Annotated in this window: 14 protein-coding genes, 1 tRNA gene and 1 other RNA gene; 4 read left to right on the top strand and 12 right to left on the bottom strand. The window is 41.2% G+C overall.

Translation table 11 applies throughout. From position 1 onward, the window contains the following. The first annotated feature begins 381 nt into the window (after window positions 1-381). From B4K26_RS08010 to B4K26_RS08000, 3 genes are all read left to right on the top strand, one after another. Window positions 382-2,934, top strand: coding sequence for a RelA/SpoT family protein (locus tag B4K26_RS08010; RefSeq protein WP_296244696.1), 2,553 nt, complete (start codon window positions 382-384; stop codon window positions 2,932-2,934). A 64-nt stretch (window positions 2,935-2,998) separates the two neighbouring features. Then, the gene (mutM, locus tag B4K26_RS08005; protein WP_296244695.1) at window positions 2,999-3,934 is read left to right on the top strand and encodes a bifunctional DNA-formamidopyrimidine glycosylase/DNA-(apurinic or apyrimidinic site) lyase; all 936 of its coding nucleotides are present in this window, start codon (window positions 2,999-3,001) and stop codon (window positions 3,932-3,934) included. A gap of 338 nt (window positions 3,935-4,272) precedes the next feature. Next, entirely contained in the window at window positions 4,273-4,713 is a 441-nt protein-coding gene (locus B4K26_RS08000; protein WP_296244694.1) for a hypothetical protein, read from the top strand. Window positions 4,714-4,820: 107 nt separating this feature from the next. Here B4K26_RS08000 and mscL read toward each other — a convergent pair whose 3' ends face one another. The 3 genes from mscL to B4K26_RS07985 form a co-directional block, all read right to left on the bottom strand. Next, window positions 4,821-5,264, bottom strand: a complete 444-nt coding sequence (mscL, locus tag B4K26_RS07995) for a large conductance mechanosensitive channel protein MscL (RefSeq protein WP_296244693.1) — start codon at window positions 5,262-5,264, stop codon at window positions 4,821-4,823. A 278-nt stretch (window positions 5,265-5,542) separates the two neighbouring features. After that, window positions 5,543-7,390, bottom strand: coding sequence for a translational GTPase TypA (gene typA, locus B4K26_RS07990; RefSeq protein WP_296244692.1), 1,848 nt, complete (start codon window positions 7,388-7,390; stop codon window positions 5,543-5,545). Window positions 7,391-7,740: 350 nt separating this feature from the next. Further along, window positions 7,741-8,937: an OmpA family protein gene (locus B4K26_RS07985; RefSeq protein WP_296244691.1), complete on the bottom strand. Its 1,197-nt coding sequence runs from the start codon at window positions 8,935-8,937 to the stop codon at window positions 7,741-7,743. A 547-nt stretch (window positions 8,938-9,484) separates the two neighbouring features. On the opposite strand from B4K26_RS07985, the gene B4K26_RS07980 reads away from it, so the two are divergent. Then, window positions 9,485-10,072: a GspH/FimT family protein gene (locus tag B4K26_RS07980; RefSeq protein WP_296244690.1), complete on the top strand. Its 588-nt coding sequence runs from the start codon at window positions 9,485-9,487 to the stop codon at window positions 10,070-10,072. 23 nt (window positions 10,073-10,095) lie between these two features. On the opposite strand, the gene pdxJ is transcribed toward B4K26_RS07980, so the two are convergent. From pdxJ to rnpB, 9 genes are all read right to left on the bottom strand, one after another. After that, window positions 10,096-10,893, bottom strand: coding sequence for a pyridoxine 5'-phosphate synthase (pdxJ, locus tag B4K26_RS07975; protein WP_296244688.1), 798 nt, complete (start codon window positions 10,891-10,893; stop codon window positions 10,096-10,098). A gap of 77 nt (window positions 10,894-10,970) precedes the next feature. After that, window positions 10,971-11,738 (bottom strand): DNA repair protein RecO, encoded by a 768-nt coding sequence (gene recO, locus B4K26_RS07970; RefSeq protein WP_296244687.1) that lies wholly within the window; start codon window positions 11,736-11,738, stop codon window positions 10,971-10,973. Between the two features lie 60 nt (window positions 11,739-11,798). Then, window positions 11,799-12,992, bottom strand: coding sequence for a GTPase Era (era, locus tag B4K26_RS07965; protein WP_296244685.1), 1,194 nt, complete (start codon window positions 12,990-12,992; stop codon window positions 11,799-11,801). Window positions 12,993-13,174: 182 nt separating this feature from the next. Further along, window positions 13,175-13,972: a ribonuclease III gene (gene rnc / locus B4K26_RS07960; RefSeq protein ID WP_296244684.1), complete on the bottom strand. Its 798-nt coding sequence runs from the start codon at window positions 13,970-13,972 to the stop codon at window positions 13,175-13,177. Between the two features lie 136 nt (window positions 13,973-14,108). After that, complete coding sequence (locus B4K26_RS07955) at window positions 14,109-14,504, bottom strand: DUF4845 domain-containing protein (RefSeq protein WP_296244683.1); 396 nt, start codon at window positions 14,502-14,504, stop codon at window positions 14,109-14,111. A gap of 194 nt (window positions 14,505-14,698) precedes the next feature. After that, entirely contained in the window at window positions 14,699-15,601 is a 903-nt protein-coding gene (lepB, locus tag B4K26_RS07950) for a signal peptidase I (protein WP_296244682.1), read from the bottom strand. 102 nt (window positions 15,602-15,703) lie between these two features. After that, on the bottom strand, window positions 15,704-17,503 hold the full coding sequence (gene lepA, locus B4K26_RS07945) for a translation elongation factor 4 (protein WP_296244680.1): 1,800 nt from the start codon (window positions 17,501-17,503) through the stop codon (window positions 15,704-15,706). 457 nt (window positions 17,504-17,960) lie between these two features. Further along, window positions 17,961-18,037: transfer RNA gene (locus B4K26_RS07940), tRNA-Met, on the bottom strand. A 134-nt stretch (window positions 18,038-18,171) separates the two neighbouring features. After that, an RNA gene (rnpB, locus tag B4K26_RS07935) (RNase P RNA component class A) lies at window positions 18,172-18,536 on the bottom strand. Between the last annotated feature and the right edge of the window lie 93 nt (window positions 18,537-18,629).

Raw genomic sequence — 18,629 nt, 5'->3', positions numbered from 1 at the left:
GAAGCACAACAGTAACGCATGACAGCTACAAATAAGAGCGACCTTTTAACCTTATCACTTTATGCAGAAATGGCTTGAATGATAGGGCTAAAAAGGCGTTGTGTTATCGAAAACCACATTATCATTACAGAGCCTTGCTTGATTTGTCTTTGTGAAATGAGATAATAATAGCCAATATATTTAAGCTTTCTTCAGCAAGATATCGTGAGTAGTTTTACTCATCGCTTGAAATATTATTTATGTTTGTCATTTTATAGCTGCTAAGAAGGGATTTTTTAGCGGCTGAATTGATTTATAGCTGTCACTTTGCCTATGGAAACCTCAAGGTGTGTACGGTAAATAGGCTTCTAATCAGTTTAGAATAGCTAAGAGGAGTGGGCTATGGTAAAAATTCGTGAAGGGTTACCGCTGGTAGATGGACAAACCACGCAAGCCGATAGCGCAACATTGGCGGCACAACTGGTCGCGAGTCAACGCTCTCATCAGTCTGCCAATAGCTATGCCCAAATTCCACACGATATTAAGTATCAGCTGTCCACTCATAAGTTGCACACCACCTTTGATCGCTCCGCCCAATATGCTTACCACGATCACGACCCAAACCTCAAAGATGAGTATTTAGACAATCGGCTACTCAATAACGCCTCTGCGCTGTCAGAAAAAGAGCTAGAAGCAATTGATTTAGATCAGATAAATATCGACGTTCCTACTTGGTTGGATAATGTCGCCAAGCGTATTGGTCAAGAGTCTGTACCGAATCTTGCTACTGCTTGCGAGTTTATCCGCAGCCATATGAATACCAGCGAATCTGAGCGTTCAGGCGCTTATGTCACAGGTATTGCGATGACCGATATCTTGACTTACCTTTATCAAGATGAGAACGCTCTTGTCGCGGCGATGCTCTATCGCAGTGCACGTAAAGCGATTATTAGCTTAGCGGAAATTGAAAAAAAATTCGGTGCTGATGTCTCAACCTTGGTCAAAGATACGTTGGCGATGGGAAAACTGTCCGAAATTATCGAAAGTAATAAGCGCTTAGAAGACCACTTCGTTAATAATCAGCGCGATCAGCTCTCCAATATTTATAGCATGCTCATCTCTGTCACCAATGATGTGCGCGTGGTGCTCATCAAACTGGCTGAACGTACCTTTGCCATGCGCGAATTGACCTTTTCTAGTGAAGAGCGCCAATATCGGGTCGCGCGTGAGGTCATGACCATTTATGCCCCGTTGGCTCACCGATTGGGTATTGCTCAATTAAAATGGGAGCTTGAAGACTTAGCGTTTCGCTATCTTGCGCCCGAGCGTTACAAAGAAATCGCTAAACTGTTATCAGAAAAACGCAGCGAACGTGAATCCTATATTGAGCGCGTTCAAGATAAACTCAATGAAGCTTTGGCGGAAGCCGATATCGAGGGCGAGGTTTCAGGACGCGTAAAGCATATCTACTCTATTTACCGAAAAATGAAGCTCAAAGGCTTATCCTTTGATCAGCTTTATGATATTCGTGCACTAAGAGTCTTGGTCACCAGCCCCTCAGATTGCTATCACGTTTTGGGATTGGTTCACGGTTTATGGCGCTATATCCCTGAGCAATTTGACGACTATATTACCAATCCAAAATCGAATGGTTATCGCTCCCTTCATACGGCCGTTATTGCCGAGAATAAATCGCTTGAAGTTCAAATCCGCACCCAAGAAATGCACTTTGAAGCCGAGCTTGGAATGTGTGCGCACGTTAACTACAAAGAAGGGCTAAAAAATAAAAAGGACAATTACCTTAACCAGAGAATCAGCTCATTAAGACAACTGCTTTCTATTAATAATGAGACGCGCAATCAACCACGCTCTGCACTGTTAACAGGCGAAGAATTAGAAGAAATTGAGTTTGACGAAGAAGAACAACTGGTTGATTTTGACGAGCTTGAACGTATTTATATTTTTAGTCGCGATGGCGATATCACCGAGCTGCCAAAAGGCGCGACGGTATTGGATTTTGCCTATTATGTGCACACGCAGGTCGGTAATCGTGCGCAAGCGGCTCGCGTCAATCAGCGCTATGTGCCGCTGACTTATCAACTCAAAACTGGCGAACAAGTTGAGATTATTACCAAAGCTTCACGTGAACCTAACCGTGATTGGCTGGTTGCCTCGCTTGGTTATATTCATACCAACCGTGCTCGCTCAAAATTACGTCAATGGTTTAATAAGCAAGACCGCGATAAAAATATCGAGATAGGTCGCCAAATGCTTAGTAAAGAGCTTGAGCGTTTATCGGTACATCCAAACAGTATCGATTTGAACGATTATACTCAGCATTTTAATGTCAATAATACCGATGATATCGTGGTCGGTTTAGTGACGGGTGATATTAGTCTCAACCAGTTGACCAGCCATATTTCTCGTCAGTTGGATCTAGAGCCTGAAAAACCTGAGGAGGATTTTACCCCTAGTATTGATACGAGAAATGCGGGGAAACTTGACGCTTATAAAATCCGAATCGACGGTTTAGACAATATCGAGATTAACTTAGCAGGCTGCTGTCACCCTATCCATGGTGAGCCTATCGCTGGCTACATTACCTTGTCACGCGGTGTCAGCGTGCATAATCGCGGTTGCCCAGAATATCTACGCTTAATTGAGCGCGATCCTGAGCGCGAAATTGAAGCTGCTTGGACGGTTAAAGCTGGCCGTTATCAGCCAGTAGATATCCATGTCGAAGCCTATGATAGGCGCGGATTACTGCGTGATTTGACCCAAATTATTGATAAAGAAAACGTCAATATCCGTCAGGTTGAGACGCTAAGCAATGACGACAATATCGCTTTTTTAAAATTTCATGTAGAAGTTTCAGGGCTAGCGCATTTGTCTAAGCTACTCGCTAAGCTCGAACAGCAGCATGGTATTTTACATGCTCGCCGCGCTGTCGTTTGATAATTGATTTTTGAAACTTTTTAAAAATGCCCTTTATTCATAATAGAGTCTTATAAGAAATACTATGCCTGAGTTGCCTGAAGTAGAAACCACCAAAACCAGTCTTAAACCCCTGTTAGGTCAACAAGTGGTTGATGTCCAAGTTTTCCAACCAAAACTGCGCTGGTCGATGCCCGATGATTTGAATCAACTGGTTGATTACACGTTAGATAGCGTCGAGCGCCGAGCTAAGTATCTAATCCTAAATTTTATACCGCTTATTTCTGCTGATACTCGCACTCCTACCCAACCGAATCCCTTAGCCCCGCGCCAACTTCTGATTCATTTGGGAATGTCTGGCAGTTTACAGCAGCACAGCGATGGCGCCGATAAACGTAAACATGACCATTTAATTGTGACCTTTAATGGCGCTGATAATATCCAAACTCAGTTACACTATTACGATCCGAGACGCTTTGGATCCGTATTATGGTTTGAGGATTATGGCCATAAGTTATTGAATCATTTGGGCCCTGAGCCATTATCGAAAGCGTTCACCGCTGATTATTTATACCAGTTAATACAGCGCTCAGATAATTCAAATCAAACCTCTACTAATAACGTAGCCAATAAAAACAATAGTAAGCAGCCTATCAAACGTGCCATTAAATCAGTCATTATGGAACAGCAAGTCGTTGTTGGCGTTGGTAATATATACGCGACAGAAAGCCTTTTTTTATCAGGCATTCATCCTGCAACGCCCGCTCATGAAGTCTCATATGAGCAAATAGTCACGTTGGTTGAGCATATCAAAGCAATTTTAAAAAAAGCAATAACTCTTGGTGGCACCACATTACGCGATTTTACCGTTGCTAGCGGCCAAACGGGTTATTTTCAACAAACCTTAAATGTTTATGGTAGACAAGGCGAATCTTGTCCGCATTGTGACACGTTATTAGAAAACATTAAGCTGAATGGACGTGCCAGTGTCTACTGTTCTAACTGTCAGCCAGTCAAGTAATCCATTTCTAAAGCAGCTTTATAAAAGAATTTTTAAGGAAAAAATTGTCAAGTTTAGGAGCGGTTCAATCAGTACGATTTATCAAGATTTTAGTCAGTGCTCTCAATAAACACATTTGTGCTAAAAAATGTCTTTCGAATAAAGATAAGCTGCGCATTTTTGTTGCTTATTAGCATACATCTTGCTTTAATAGTGCTAATATTCTATAAATAATGCAATGCATTTATCTATAGTATTTAAAATAGCTATCGTTGTCGCATTATTCCTATAGGGAAATTGTCTCTGTGTGGAAATAGCCGCAGCTATTAATCATACTTCATGAGTTTTAGGATATCATTATGAGCGCTCCAGCTAAAATGAAACGCACAGTCAAATATAAATTACTGACCATGATGGCAAGCGCAAGCTTAATTTTTACTAGTATGAATCCTGCTTTAGCAGCGATAGAAATCGATGAAACAGATTTTGGTCCCTCTTATGAGACCATGACAGTTGATACTATTGTCGGCAAACCATTACAGTTAGTAACCGCTGTGGCAGGCACAGCCGCTTATCTGGTTAGTCTGCCCTTCTCACTTATCGGTGGCAATGCCGACCAAGCGCAGCAGAAATTATTTGTTGAGCCATGGGATGCAATGGGACGTTGCCTCGGCTGTACGGTTGCCGAAGACAATTATTATAAATCACAAGTTGTTGATAACAATGTCGTCCGTATTGTTGTCGATCAGCCCTCAGAGATTCTGATCAATACAAATGACTATGTGGTAGTTAAGCCTTAGGTTATAAAATAAGAAAATAATCATCGAATTTAACCGTTCTTAGATTAAAATAAAAAAAGCTAACTTTTCGTTAGCTTTTTTTATTACCGCAAGTAAATGACATAATCTTATTTTGAAATATTAGAGTTACCAAGTTTAGCGCTAATCTCACGCAGCAGCTGTACTTCTTCTGACGGTCCTTTTACCGCTTCTTCCACTTCATCTTTACGACGTAATCTATTAACCATTTTGACCATCATAAAGATGATAAACGCCAAAATTAGGAAGTTAATCAACACTGTGATAAAGCTACCATAAGCCAACACCGGTACGCCTGCTGCCTTAAGTGCATCATAAGTCATGGCCACATCTTCAGGCGCATCACCTAATATAAAAAACATGTTTTTAAAATTAATTTCGCCGCCGGCAATAAAAGCGACTATAGGCATGATAATGTCTTCAACCAAGGAAGTTGTAATAGTGGCAAAGGCACCACCAATAATGACACCAACCGCTAGATCCATCACATTACCTTTTAAAGCAAATTCCTTAAACTCAGATACCATACTCATAATGTCATTCCTTGAAAGTTCAATTAATTATTATATAGATAATGAACTAGATTTTCCGATATTGATTTTTTAAAATTATCTAAATAAATATCCCTTATTGATTAGATCGTTTTTATTATATATGAAAACTAAACACAAAAAAAAGCAATATAAAGTGAACTTTATTCTGCTCACCTCATACTGCTAGTTTTCGATGTCAAAGCTAATTATGAACAATTAGCTTTGAGTGCTTTTTTAATATTGAAAATATAAATTACAAAGTACTTTATATGTCTATATTAAGCACCTTTCTTACGGCCATGACGCTTACGCTCACTTTCAGTCAAATAACGCTTACGCAGACGAATAGCTTTTGGCGTTACTTCTACTAGTTCGTCATCTTGAATGAACTCAAGCGCTTGCTCAAGGGTAAATTTAACTGCTGGAGTTAAAGTCAACGCTTCATCAGTACCACTGGCACGGACGTTAGTCAGCTGCTTAGCAGTCGTTGGGTTCACAGCCATATCATCGTTACGAGAGTTCAAACCAACGATCATACCTTCGTAGACTTCAAGCTGTGGCTCAGCGAACAATTTACCACGTTTTTGTAGATTAAATAGGGCGAAACCTAAGCAAACACCATTTGCCATAGAAACCAATACGCCATTTGAACGTCCACCAACATCACCAATCTTTTGTGGACCGTAATGTGAGAAACTTGAGGTCATAATACCCGTTCCCGACGTCAATGTTAAAAACTCTGAACGGAAACCAATCAAACCACGAGCTGGCATTGTCGCTTCAATACGCATACGACCTTTACCATCAAGCTCCATATTGGTCATCTCGCCTTTACGCAAGCCGACCTGCTCCATGATTGAACCTTGATGCTCATCTTCAATATCGAAGACGACGTTTTCATACGGTTCTTGTAGCTTGCCGTCTACCTCTTTCACTATAACTTCTGGACCTGATACGCCAAGCTCAAAACCTTCACGGCGCATATTTTCGATCAATACCGATAAATGTAGCTCTCCACGACCTGATACCTTAAATTTATCAGGAGATTCGGTATCTTCTACGCGCAATGCCACGTTATGAATCAATTCACGCTCAAGACGCTCGCGAATGTTACGTGAAGTCACAAATTTACCATCACGACCAGCAAATGGTGAGTTGTTCACTTGGAAGTTCATCGATACCGTTGGCTCATCGACAGTCAATGCTGGCAATGCTTCAACGTGGTTAGGATCACAGATAGTATCTGAAATATTCAGCGCATCAATACCTGTGATACAAATGATATCACCCGCTTGTGCATCTTCTACTTCGATACGATCTAGACCATGATAACCCATAATTTTTAAGATACGGCCACTACGTGTTTTGCCATTCTTATCGATGATGGTTACTGGCGTATTGGTTTTTACTTTACCGCGCTGAATACGGCCAACACCAATAACACCAACGAAGCTGTTATAGTCAAGGCTAGAGATTTGCATACGGAATGGAGCATCTGCATCGACTTGTGGTGGTTGTACCACATCAACGATGGTTTTAAACAGCGGTGTCATGTCATCCGCTAAGTTGTCTGCTTCCAGACCAGCAATACCGTTTAGAGCTGAGGCATAGACAACTGGGAAGTCTAATTGCTCGTCAGTAGCACCTAAATTGTCAAATAGATCAAAAATTTGATCCATAACCCAATCAGGGCGTGCACCAGGACGGTCAATTTTATTGATAACAACAATCGGCTTTAGACCTTGCTCAAACGCTTTTTGAGTCACAAAACGAGTCTGTGGCATTGGACCATCAACCGCGTCAACCACTAGTAAAACACAGTCAACCATTGACATCACACGTTCAACTTCGCCACCAAAGTCGGCGTGACCTGGGGTGTCGACAATATTAATACGGTATTCAGTACCATCAGTGTTATCTGTCCAACGGATGGCAGTATTTTTCGCTAAAATCGTAATGCCACGTTCTTGCTCAATATCACCTGAATCCATTGCGCGTTCCGCAATGTTTGCACGATCGCCAAAAGTACCAGATTGATGTAATAGCTTATCAACCAAAGTTGTTTTACCGTGGTCAACGTGGGCAATAATTGCAATGTTACGCAGGTGTTTGATATCGTTCGCCATATAAAATGCTCGTTTCGTCTTAAAAAAATGCAGTAGCAGTAAGCACCGCTGGATAAACTGTTGCCATCAACCAGATAGATATGATTAATTTATGATTAAATGATTGCGCAATAGGCAGATTAATTAACAGTATTAGAATCAAATACCTATGCTGATAAATCCATCGTACAGATAGCTATGCTAATATACACTTTGTCAATTTACAAAGTGTTTGGGTCGCTAGTATAACATTATTGCACCATCATTTTATGCAATAACTTACTTTTCTCATCACATAAATAAAAAAAAGCCACCCAAAGGGTGACTTTTTTTGTAACTAATTAAGTTATCACATAACTAGTAGCGACTACTTACTGAACAACCATATCTTTAGTTTGTTCAACAGTCATGGTTTTGTCACCAGTGATGATGGCATATACACGACGGTTCATAGCGCGACCTTCTTCAGTGTTGTTGTCAGCGATTGGTTGGTCATAACCATAACCAACAGTTGATAGACGGTTTGGCTCGATACCAAATTCGTTAGTCAACATAGATTTCACAGCAACAGCACGGGCTTCAGATAGACGTTGGTTGTAACGTGCTGAAGGACCTGTTTTAGAAGCATGACCTTCAACGCGAGCGGTAGAGTTAGGATACTCACGCATCTTCTCTGCTACTTTAGCGATTTCAGGTTTGTATTGGTTTTTGATAGTTGACTTGTCATTATCAAAGAATACACGAAGCTCCATTTTTAGCTCATCAGTGATATCTACTGGTACTGGGCAACCGCGCTCATCAACTACTACGTTCATCGGAGTACCTGGGCATGCATCGATACTATCAGGAACGCCATCACCATCAGAATCAAGATCAGACTCAACGACTACTACTGGAGCAGTATCAACTAATGGCTCTTCCATTGGAGGAACAGCAACGGTAGGTGCTAGGTGACCACCTAGGACAACTTCTAGACCGGCTAATGCCATGCCTTCCCACCAGTTGTTATCAAAGTTATGAATCGCACGAGCTTCACCACGTAGGCTTAGCGCGTCGTTGATACGATACATAGCGCCTAGGCCTAGGTTACCGATAGTGTCTTTTGAACCAGTAACAAACTCACCTGATGCATCTTCGATTTCAATTTTAGAACGACCAGCACCAATTAAGGCATACGGTTTGAATGCACTGTCAGTATAACCACTAAACTCTTCAAAACCAATCAAGAAGTTACCAGAAATCATTTCTTGTTCAGCGTCAAATGAACCAGGAACATCATTTCCAGTAGTTCTGTTTACACCAACACCGTCAGTATTAGATACACCATACTCAACCTGGAACTGAGTAGAAGGGGTTAACTCGATACCTAGTGCTGCACCAGTATAAAGACCATTTTCTTTATAGAAACCATTTCCTGCACCATCACCCATGATTTCGGCTTGTTTGTCATCATCACCTTCACTGTAATGATAACCAAGTAATAATGGACTAATTGTTACACCAGCATTTGCTGCTAGTGGAGCCGCTGTAACGGCAAACAATGCCAAAGCAATTTTATTTAATTTCATGAACTTCCTCCAAAGGATAATTTTAGTAATGCGTTAAGCAAAACCGCATCTCTAGATGCCCAAAAGCAGACATCATTTACGAATTTGAAATTACAAAGCAAAACCAATTAAGAAGTAGCTTAGCGATTATCAATTCAGTTTACAACTTTTTTCGTTAACCAGCTACACATTATTACACGATAATGTCATAACTAAAACACATTAGCCAGCTTGAATTACTGACAACTAACACACTTTACAGTTTTTATCTTTTGTGTGTTAGGTCGCAATAGATGATGAAACGAATTCTATCTATTGTTTCAAGATATTTTAATACAGATCGTTGATTATCTCTATTGCTAAAACTCCCTATTCACGAATTGAAACATTCTTTGACAGTAGACATATATTTAGTTTATATTCGATACAATAAACATTATTCGACTTGTATATAAAACTGAAATTTAATAAGCTTTACACATTCTTAAAATTTAGAAGTAATCTTAAAGTTAGTCGATTTTTCATATTTCTTATATAGCCATAGCTCTTATATAGGTAGCAGTCTCTGATGATTGAATTATATAAAGTATTGGCAAGAAAACAATCTAGCTTTCAAGCCCAAAGTAAATACGGTTTTACCTTAATAGAGCTGATTGTTACAGTCACAGTTTTAGTTATTATCGTAATGATTGCGACGCCGTATATCTTAGAGCAATTAGCCAGTATGGAAGCAAAACGTATTGAGAACCAAATTAAAAATACTCTAAAATTAGCGAAAGCTGAAAGCCACATTAGAAGACAAAACTTGTTGGTTTGCCTTTCTAATGACGGCGGCACGTGTCATAGAGACAGCTATAAGAGGCTATTACTATTTTTAGATACAAATAACAATAAGAACTTCGATTTAGGAATTGATGACCTGCTACTAGAGCAGACTTTAAACCCCAAATACCGTACTTTATATTTACGCGTAGGAAACAATCGTCATTACACAAAATTTTGGGGTAACAGTGGCAGTCCTCGTGGGCATTTTGGTCATTTTAAATACTGTCCGACCTCAAGCTACAATCATACTATGTATCAAATCTCATTCAACCAAGGTGGGGGTATTACCTATAAACCCAACGAAAACCACCCTACTGAATGTGGGCAATAAAAATAATGAGATTGGATGAGAGATTAAATGCTTTGATGCATAGCAGATTTCATCATAATAACAGCCTGTTTTAATCCAACAAAGACGGCATCAGCAATTAACGCATGGCCAATATTTAGCTCATATATACCGTCGATTTGGGCAATAGCGTGGACATTATCACGTGTCAAACCATGACCCGCATTAATCAGAAGCTTGTCATTAGCCCGTTGGGCTTTATGTACGGCTTGCTTAATCCGTGTAAGCTCATCGTTCGTCCTGCTGACATTACCAGCCAATCCCGCCTCAGCATAAGCGCCTGTGTGTAGCTCAATCGCGTCAGCGCCACAGCTCACCGCAGCATCAATCTGCTTGTCTTCAGGGTCAATAAATAAAGAAATTTTGATACCTACTGCTTGTAACTTGCTGACATACTCTGTCAACCAAGGCATTTGCCCTGCAACGTCAAGACCGCCTTCTGTTGTCAATTCGGCACGCTTTTCAGGAACTAAACAGACCCAAAATGGCTTAACCTCACAAGCAATCTCTAGCATCTCAGACGTTGCTGCCATCTCTAAATTCATTCTGGTAGTCAGTTGCTCAGCAATCGCGTAAACATCCGCATCTTGAATGTGACGTCGGTCTTCACGCAAATGAATCGTGATGCCATCGGCTCCAGCTTGCTCACATAAAAGAGCGGCTGCTAACGGACTTGGATAACTGACACCGCGCGCTTGGCGTAACGTTGCTACGTGATCGATATTTACCCCTAATAGCGGCTTTTTTAGAGTATTTTTTGAAGTTTGTTTTAAGTTGGATGCATTTACTGCTGTACTAGTCATAAAAAATCCTTTTACCCATATTTAGATGAGTTACTAAAAAATAGTTTATAAAATACCGATAAACCTTACGTTTAAAGCTAAGACTGATAGCGCTGTTGCTGTTGCCAAAGTAAGCGACTTTGCAATGGTTGATAATCAAGCAAATGGTCGGTTAATTGTCGGTGCAAACGCGACCAAGCGTTAAGGGTTACCGTCGATATACCCTGCTCTACCATCATTAAAATCTCACTACCTTTGAAAATGGTTTGTGCGACAGCTCTTTCATTATCATCATCGTAGACAATAGGCACTAAGCCCACATCAGGTAAGAAACGATAAATGGATTTGGATTCAATAGATTGGTCAAGGCTGTCATGTTTTAACGTTAAGGCAAATCCCAACTCGTTAAATAAATATGTCTCGAACTGACGCAAACACAAACGCAGCTCGTCAGCAGTTAAAGGCCGCTTAAGCTGCTGTAGGCTATTTTGGTAGTGTTGCCATAAGGTTGGCATAGGATCTTCAGTGGGTAATAGCCGCCACAATATTTCATTTAGATAAAGGGCAGCGTACTGATGTTGGCCACTGATACTTTCATGATACAGCGCTTCTGAAAATTTAGCGTCCTCATCTTTTTGCTCTGAAGGCGATTGAATAGCATTTAACGGCGCAATATTAATTTGACTGAACGTTTTTAAATCACGTTTACCGCTGGCAAAGAGTTGCAGTGGCGTAAAAAGCGGCGCACCTTTTTTGCCAATGCCATGGATGACACCATGTTGCTGAGAAAATAGATAGTATAAGGCGCGCTTTTCTTGGTAGGGGCGCTGATGTAATAAATAACCGATTAACGCTTCATTACGCATGGATTATTACCTCAGCAGTGGTGATATAAACAACTGCTCACCACGCTTTTTTAATTGCTATTAATATCCTAAACTGGTCAAAGCACGCTCATCATCAGACCAACCGCGTTTCACTTTTACCCACAACGTCAACATGATTTTTTTATCAAACAGCTGTTCCATGTCTTTACGTGCATCCATACCGACTTGTTTGATACGTTGACCTTTATCGCCAATGACGATTGCTTTTTGCCCACTACGCTCAACATAGATAGTCGCATCGATAAAGGTACAAGCTTTACGCGGACGACCTGTTTTTGGGTCAATATGAGCCGCTTCGTCTTTAAAGCCATCAATCTGAACCGTTAAATCGTAGGGTACTTCATCACCAGCACTACGCATGATTTTTTCACGGATGATTTCACTGGCTAAGAAGCGCTCTGAGCGATCAGTGATTTGCTCGCTATCGTAAATCGGCTCCGCGATTGGCAAATGTGAGGCGATCACTTCTTGCAAGCGATCTAGGTTTTGGTTTTTTAAGGCCGAGACAGGGACGATATCAGCAAAATCAAAACTTTCGTTAAACGTTTCAATCAGGGGTAACACGCTACCTTTATCTTTTAGCGTATCGGCTTTATTAATCACCAAGACTACGGTTAGATTGGTATCACCAAGTTTTTGTAGTGTTAATAAGTCATCATCGCGCCACTGATCAGAATCAACCACAAATAACACCAAATCAACATCGACCAGTGCAGAGACGGCGGCTTTATTCATGCGCTCATTGATAGCGCGCACTTCCTTACGATGAATGCCTGGGGTGTCAACGAAGACTGCTTGCATCTCGTCATTGGACAAAATACCGTGAATACGATGGCGGGTCGTTTGCGGTTTACGCGAGGTGATAGACAGTTTTTGGCCCAACAAATGGTTCATCAAGGTTGATTTGCCTACATTCGGACGACCAACAATGGCCACATATCCTGCCTTAAAGTCATCAGCAATAGTCGCTTTATTATTTGGTGAAAAGAATTCTTCAATAGTCAAATCATTTTCTAATGCGTTACTTTCTAACGCAGGGTTTTCTAAAGTCTCATCTTCTGAGCTATCAATAGTTAGCTTAGCATCGTTTAATCTAGCATTGTTTTTCTGCACATCATTTTGTATAACGTCATTTGATTCAGCAATACTTTGGTTTGAATTCGTGTCTGGGTTTTCGGTCATATTTTTAGCATTGCCTTCATTATTTAATGACAAATCATTGTGGTTGCTCATGGGTTAATCCTATGGAGGTTGTCATCAGTCATGGCGCTTGATAGTCGTTGAAATAAAAGCGGCATAAGACTGATCATGTTAAAAGTATTGGACGTTTCAACAAATAATTCATTGAAATCATTTACTGGAATCATTGAATTTAATATTGTAAAAAGCAGTTTTAAAAAATTAACTTTAAAAAGTTAAGTACGTCTTTTCGGCTGTCCCGGCAATTTATGCAACTGATTAATCATGAGTTCCGCCGCTTTTTGCTCAGCGATCCGGCGACTTTCACCAGACTCAGTAATATCAGGACAATTATTAATATTGACCTGACAGCGTACCACAAAAACTTGATGCGGGGCGTTACCACGGGTTTCCATCAGCTCATAATGCGGCAAATCAAACTGCTTAGATTGCAACCATTCTTGTAAACGGCTCTTGGCATCTTTTAGCGCTTTTTGATCACTTACATTGTCTATGAGATCACCATACCAGGAAAGCACGCAAGTACGGGTAATATCCATATCTTGACTGTCTAAATAAATAGCGCCAATTAACGACTCTACAGCGTCGGCTAAGATAGAAGCACGATTGCGCCCGCCGCCTTTACGCTCACCAACTCCTAATATCAGTTGATTAGAGAGCTCTAGATTTTGTGCGATAATCACTAGCGATTCTTGCCGTACTAAAGTTGCCCGCATACGGGTGAGGCGGCCTTCGTTTTGCGTAGGATAGCGATGATATAGAGCTTCACCGATTATCATTCCTAATAGCGCGTCACCCAAAAACTCCAAGCGCTCGTAGTTTTTTTTACTATCAAACGAGCGATGAGTAAGCGCCAGTTTAGGCAGACTTAAATCATTAAACACATAACCCAACTTGCGCGACAATACCGCTAACCGTTGAATAAATTCTGAGCTAATAATAAGCGCGTCATCAGACACACTATTTTTATGGGGATTAGGTACCGTCTGAGGATACTGCGAAGTTGGTTTCATGCGTGGTTTGTGATTATCCCTTTTGTTTCATCAATAAATGTTATGAAATGATGGTGTTTCAAAATAGCTTTAAAAAAGTCTTTAAAAATTAAATCTTAAAAAACCGTTTTTGGCTTTCTATGGTTTAAAATATGAATTATTCGGCGGTGGTAGAATCAATATCACCTTCAAATCGATTAACGATATCGATATTGCCAAAAAAGTTATTGGTGGTTTCGTACTTTTTATAGATAGCTAGCTGGCCTGTTTTTTTATCGGTAAAGGTAAAAACTTCTTCTGCTTTCGTATCGTAATCGGCGTTAATGGATAACTGTTTATTCACGCGCTCTACAAACTGCTTGGCCGTTTCTTTATTTGCATTGGACTCTTTAAGCTGTGCACTTAAGGTTTTCGTCAGCTGATAGTCGCCAATTTGCGCAGGAACGATAGCAACTATCAATTTAGCAGCCACACCCAAAACAATAATGATAAAAACGACACTCGTCACACTAGCGCCGCGCTGTGAAGACAAACCAGATAACTGTTGCACCATAAGACCTCTCAAAGGGTAAATTACTATATATAAACCGCCATACTTTAAAAAACTATCTTGTTAATAACACTTGATATTATCGTTTTTTTATTTGATATCTTTTGATAACTATAGACTAGCGGGCGGTTTATTGGATAGCACTAATATTAGCACAAACTATTATCGGTAAATCAATCTTTAGTGCATCGATCATACTAATCAATACTACCATTACGTTTAAAGGTTGGTAAGTTCAGTCCTGGCGGTTTATGCATCCAAATATAGACCGCTTTTCCTGCTAAGTTATCATCAGGAACGAAACCCCAAAAACGCCCATCAGCACTACGATCGCGATTATCACCCATCACAAAGTAATGACCTTCTGGCACACGAATCTGCCATTCTGTTCCTCCAGAGCTGACCACTTCGGGGGATTTTTGCTGTAAAAATGGCGCGTATTGCGAACTATTCATATCCGCTAAATAGCGAACCAAGTGTTTGTTGTCGCCTTGAATCTCTTCGAAATACTTTGCCTGACTTTCTTCTTGTTGACCCATTCGTATGGCATTGTCTTCACTCAATACTTGTCCTGGTGCCACTTGCCCTGCTGGATATAACTGTGACGTTAGCTCGGAATCGGCATCAAAATTTACCGCTTTGGTAGGAACAGGGACATCATTGATTGTTAGCGTCCCTTGATCATAATTAACCGTATCACCCGGCAGACCAATCACACGCTTGATATAATAAATACTTGGGTTTTCAGGATAGCGAAAAACCGCCACATCGCCATGCTCAGGCTTACCTGTATCAAGCACCTTATTATAAGTCAGCGGCAGACGTGCACCATACGCGTATTTATTCACCGCGATAAAGTCACCCGTATATAACGTTGGCACCATTGATGATGAGGGAATATTAAACGGCTCAATCAAAAATGAGCGTACAATTAACACCACCGCCAATACAGGGAAAAAATCATACGCCCAACGTACCAACAAGCTTTCTTTACCGCGACCTCTTGTTTTACGCTGTTTGAGCGTCAGCTTATCTAGTAGCCAAATAATACCTAAGCCGATGGTTAATGGCACTAAAATTAAATTAAAATCAAAATCCATACGAATTTGCCTATTAACGAGCTGATGATCAAACTATTTTTGCATTAAAACTGACTGTGTTAATTCTTGCTCTCTTTTTACCTTTTACAAGGCAAGCAATGTCTAATTATCGACCTGCAAGACGGCTAAGAAGGCTTCTTGTGGAATCTCTACGTTACCCACTTGCTTCATGCGTTTTTTACCGGCTTTTTGTTTCGAGAGTAGCTTTTTCTTACGCGACACGTCGCCGCCATAACACTTGGCTAGGACGTCTTTACGCATCGCTTTCACCGTACTACGACCGATAATTTGACTGCCAATCGCCGCTTGAATCGCGACGTCAAACATCTGACGCGGAATCAGCTCTTTCATCTTAGTGACGAGCTGGTTACCACGGAAGCGAGCTTGATCTTGGTGTACAATCATCGCAAGCGCATCGACCTTATCACCGTTAATCAACACGTCAACCTTGACCAATTTATCAGCTTGGTAACGCTCAAAATTATAATCAAGTGACGCAAATCCGCGCGAGACGGATTTTAGACGGTCGAAGAAGTCCATGACCACCTCGCCCATTGGAATATCAAAAATCAATTGCACTTGGCGACCCATAAAACGCATATCGACCTGAACACCACGGCGCTCAATACAAATCGTCATGACATTACCTAAGTAATCTTGTGGTACCAAAATCTGACAGCGCGCAATCGGCTCACGGAACTCTTCAATGTTATTTGGCTCAGGCAATCTTGATGGATTATCCACATAAATGACTTCGCCGTTCTTCTTTTCAATCTCATAAATAACCGACGGCGCAGTGGTGATGAGATCCAAGTCATATTCACGCTCTAAACGTTCTTGGATAATCTCCATGTGCAGCATTCCTAAAAAGCCACAGCGGAAACCAAAACCAAGCGCATCCGAGGTATCAGGCTCAAAAAATAGCGAAGCATCATTAATTTGTAGCTTTTGTAGGGCTTCACGGAATTTTTCAAAGTCGTTAGCATCGACTGGAAACATTCCTGAATAAACCTGCGGCGTAACCTGTTTAAAACCAGGAATACGATCTACGTCCGGTGTTTTGGCATGGGTAATCGTATCACCGACTGGTGCACCCGCGATGTCTTTAATACCAGCGATGATAAAACCCACTTCACCGGCTTCCAAAATACCCGTGTCTAAAGGCTTTGGCGTAAAGACACCAATCGAGCTGACGAGATGGGCTTCTTTGGTCGATTTGATATAAATTTTATCGCCCTTTTTGACCGTGCCTTCACGGACGCGCACGAGTGAGACCACACCTAAATAACTGTCAAACCATGAATCGATAATCAACGCTTGTAGCGGACCTTCACGGTCGCCCGTTGGCGCTGGAATAAATTCAACTAACGCTTCTAGCAACTTATCAACACCAAGACCAGATTTTGCCGATACACGTGGCGCATCAACGGCATCAATCCCAATGATATCTTCGATTTCTTGAATAACACGCTCAGGCTCAACTTGTGGCAAGTCAATTTTATTTAAGACCGCCATCACCTCTAAGCCTTGGTCAACGGCGGTATAACAGTTGGCAACCGACTGTGCCTCCACGCCTTGCGCGGCATCAACCACCAATAGCGCGCCTTCACAAGCGGCTAATGAGCGTGATACTTCGTAGGAAAAATCGACATGACCGGGCGTGTCGATAAAATTCAGCTGATAACGCTCGCCATTAGGGTGGTCGTAAAATAAAGTTACGGACTGGGCTTTAATGGTGATGCCGCGCTCACGTTCAATGTCCATCGAATCAAGAACTTGCGCCTGCATTTCACGATCTTGCAAGGCGCCGCACATCTGAATAAAACGATCGGCAAGGGTCGACTTGCCATGATCAATGTGGGCAATAATAGAAAAGTTACGAATATTGGCTAATGCAGTCACAAAGCGCCTACTAAATAATGGAGGATTGAATAACGAAAATACATGCTGTTAGTAAATACTGTCAGGTAGAATCGATAGAATGCTTACTTATAGTTCATATCAGCCAATACACCGATATCTGAGTAATAAGTGACGAGATTATCTATCTCGCTAAAAGTCATGGCGCTTATACTGTTTATTAAATCAAACAGTTTATTAACTCAAATGGTGAGCTTATTCATAGGCGCAGACATGTGAGAGTATTCTAGCAGTTTTCCGCGCTAAAGTAAGGCGATTTTATTAGCAAGATGTTGCTTGGTACATGACGTGAATCAAGCGCGATAAAAATTCAAAAATAATGACTCGCTGAGAGATAATATAAAGTGCGCAGACAGTGATAGATAATGGATAAAATTCAGGCAAAAAAAAACCAATCACATAATGATTGGCATTTTTAATACTACTGGTCTTACTAATATGGTGGCGATGAAGAGACTTGAACTCTTGACCTCACGATTATGAGTCATGCGCTCTAACCAGCTGAGCTACATCGCCATTTAAGGCTCGGTATAATACCGATAGAGATGACTATCGTCAACCCCTAATTATCGTTTTTTTGCAAAAAATGTGAATTTTATTCAAATTTATGGCAAATATTCATACTGCTAACGATAAAAACAAACCATAAAAAAGTTGGTAGACCGATAAGCCGGGTTCTGTCGTGGACGATCATTCCTCTAGGCGTATCATCACTGATACGCTCAAGCAACCTACCCGCATCGAACGCGGGCCGCGCCATGCCGATGCCTATTTGGTCTTGCTACGCGTGGAGTTTACCGTGCCGTGAACTGTTGCCAGCCACGCGGTGCGCTCTTACCGCACCCTTTCACCCTTACCGATAGTGTTAGACACTAAAGGCGGTCTACTCTCTGCTGCACTGGTCGTCAGATTACTCTGCCCAGCCGTTAGCTGGCACGCTGCCCTATGTAGCCCGGACTTTCCTCCCCTGCGCCATCTATTGCCAGTGTGCAGCGGCGATCGCCTAGTCTACCAAGCGCGCTAGTATAGCAAAATTAATCTTACTTTCGGAGAATTATTTAGCTTATTTTAACGGTAATTTATATAAATTTTGGGGCTGTCCTAGATA

Source organism: Psychrobacter sp. UBA6766 (assembly GCF_002453355.1).
Lineage (GTDB): Bacteria > Pseudomonadota > Gammaproteobacteria > Pseudomonadales > Moraxellaceae > Psychrobacter.
The sequence above is the reverse complement of the archived record's forward strand: the minus strand, read 5'-3'. Positions and strand labels throughout refer to the sequence as shown.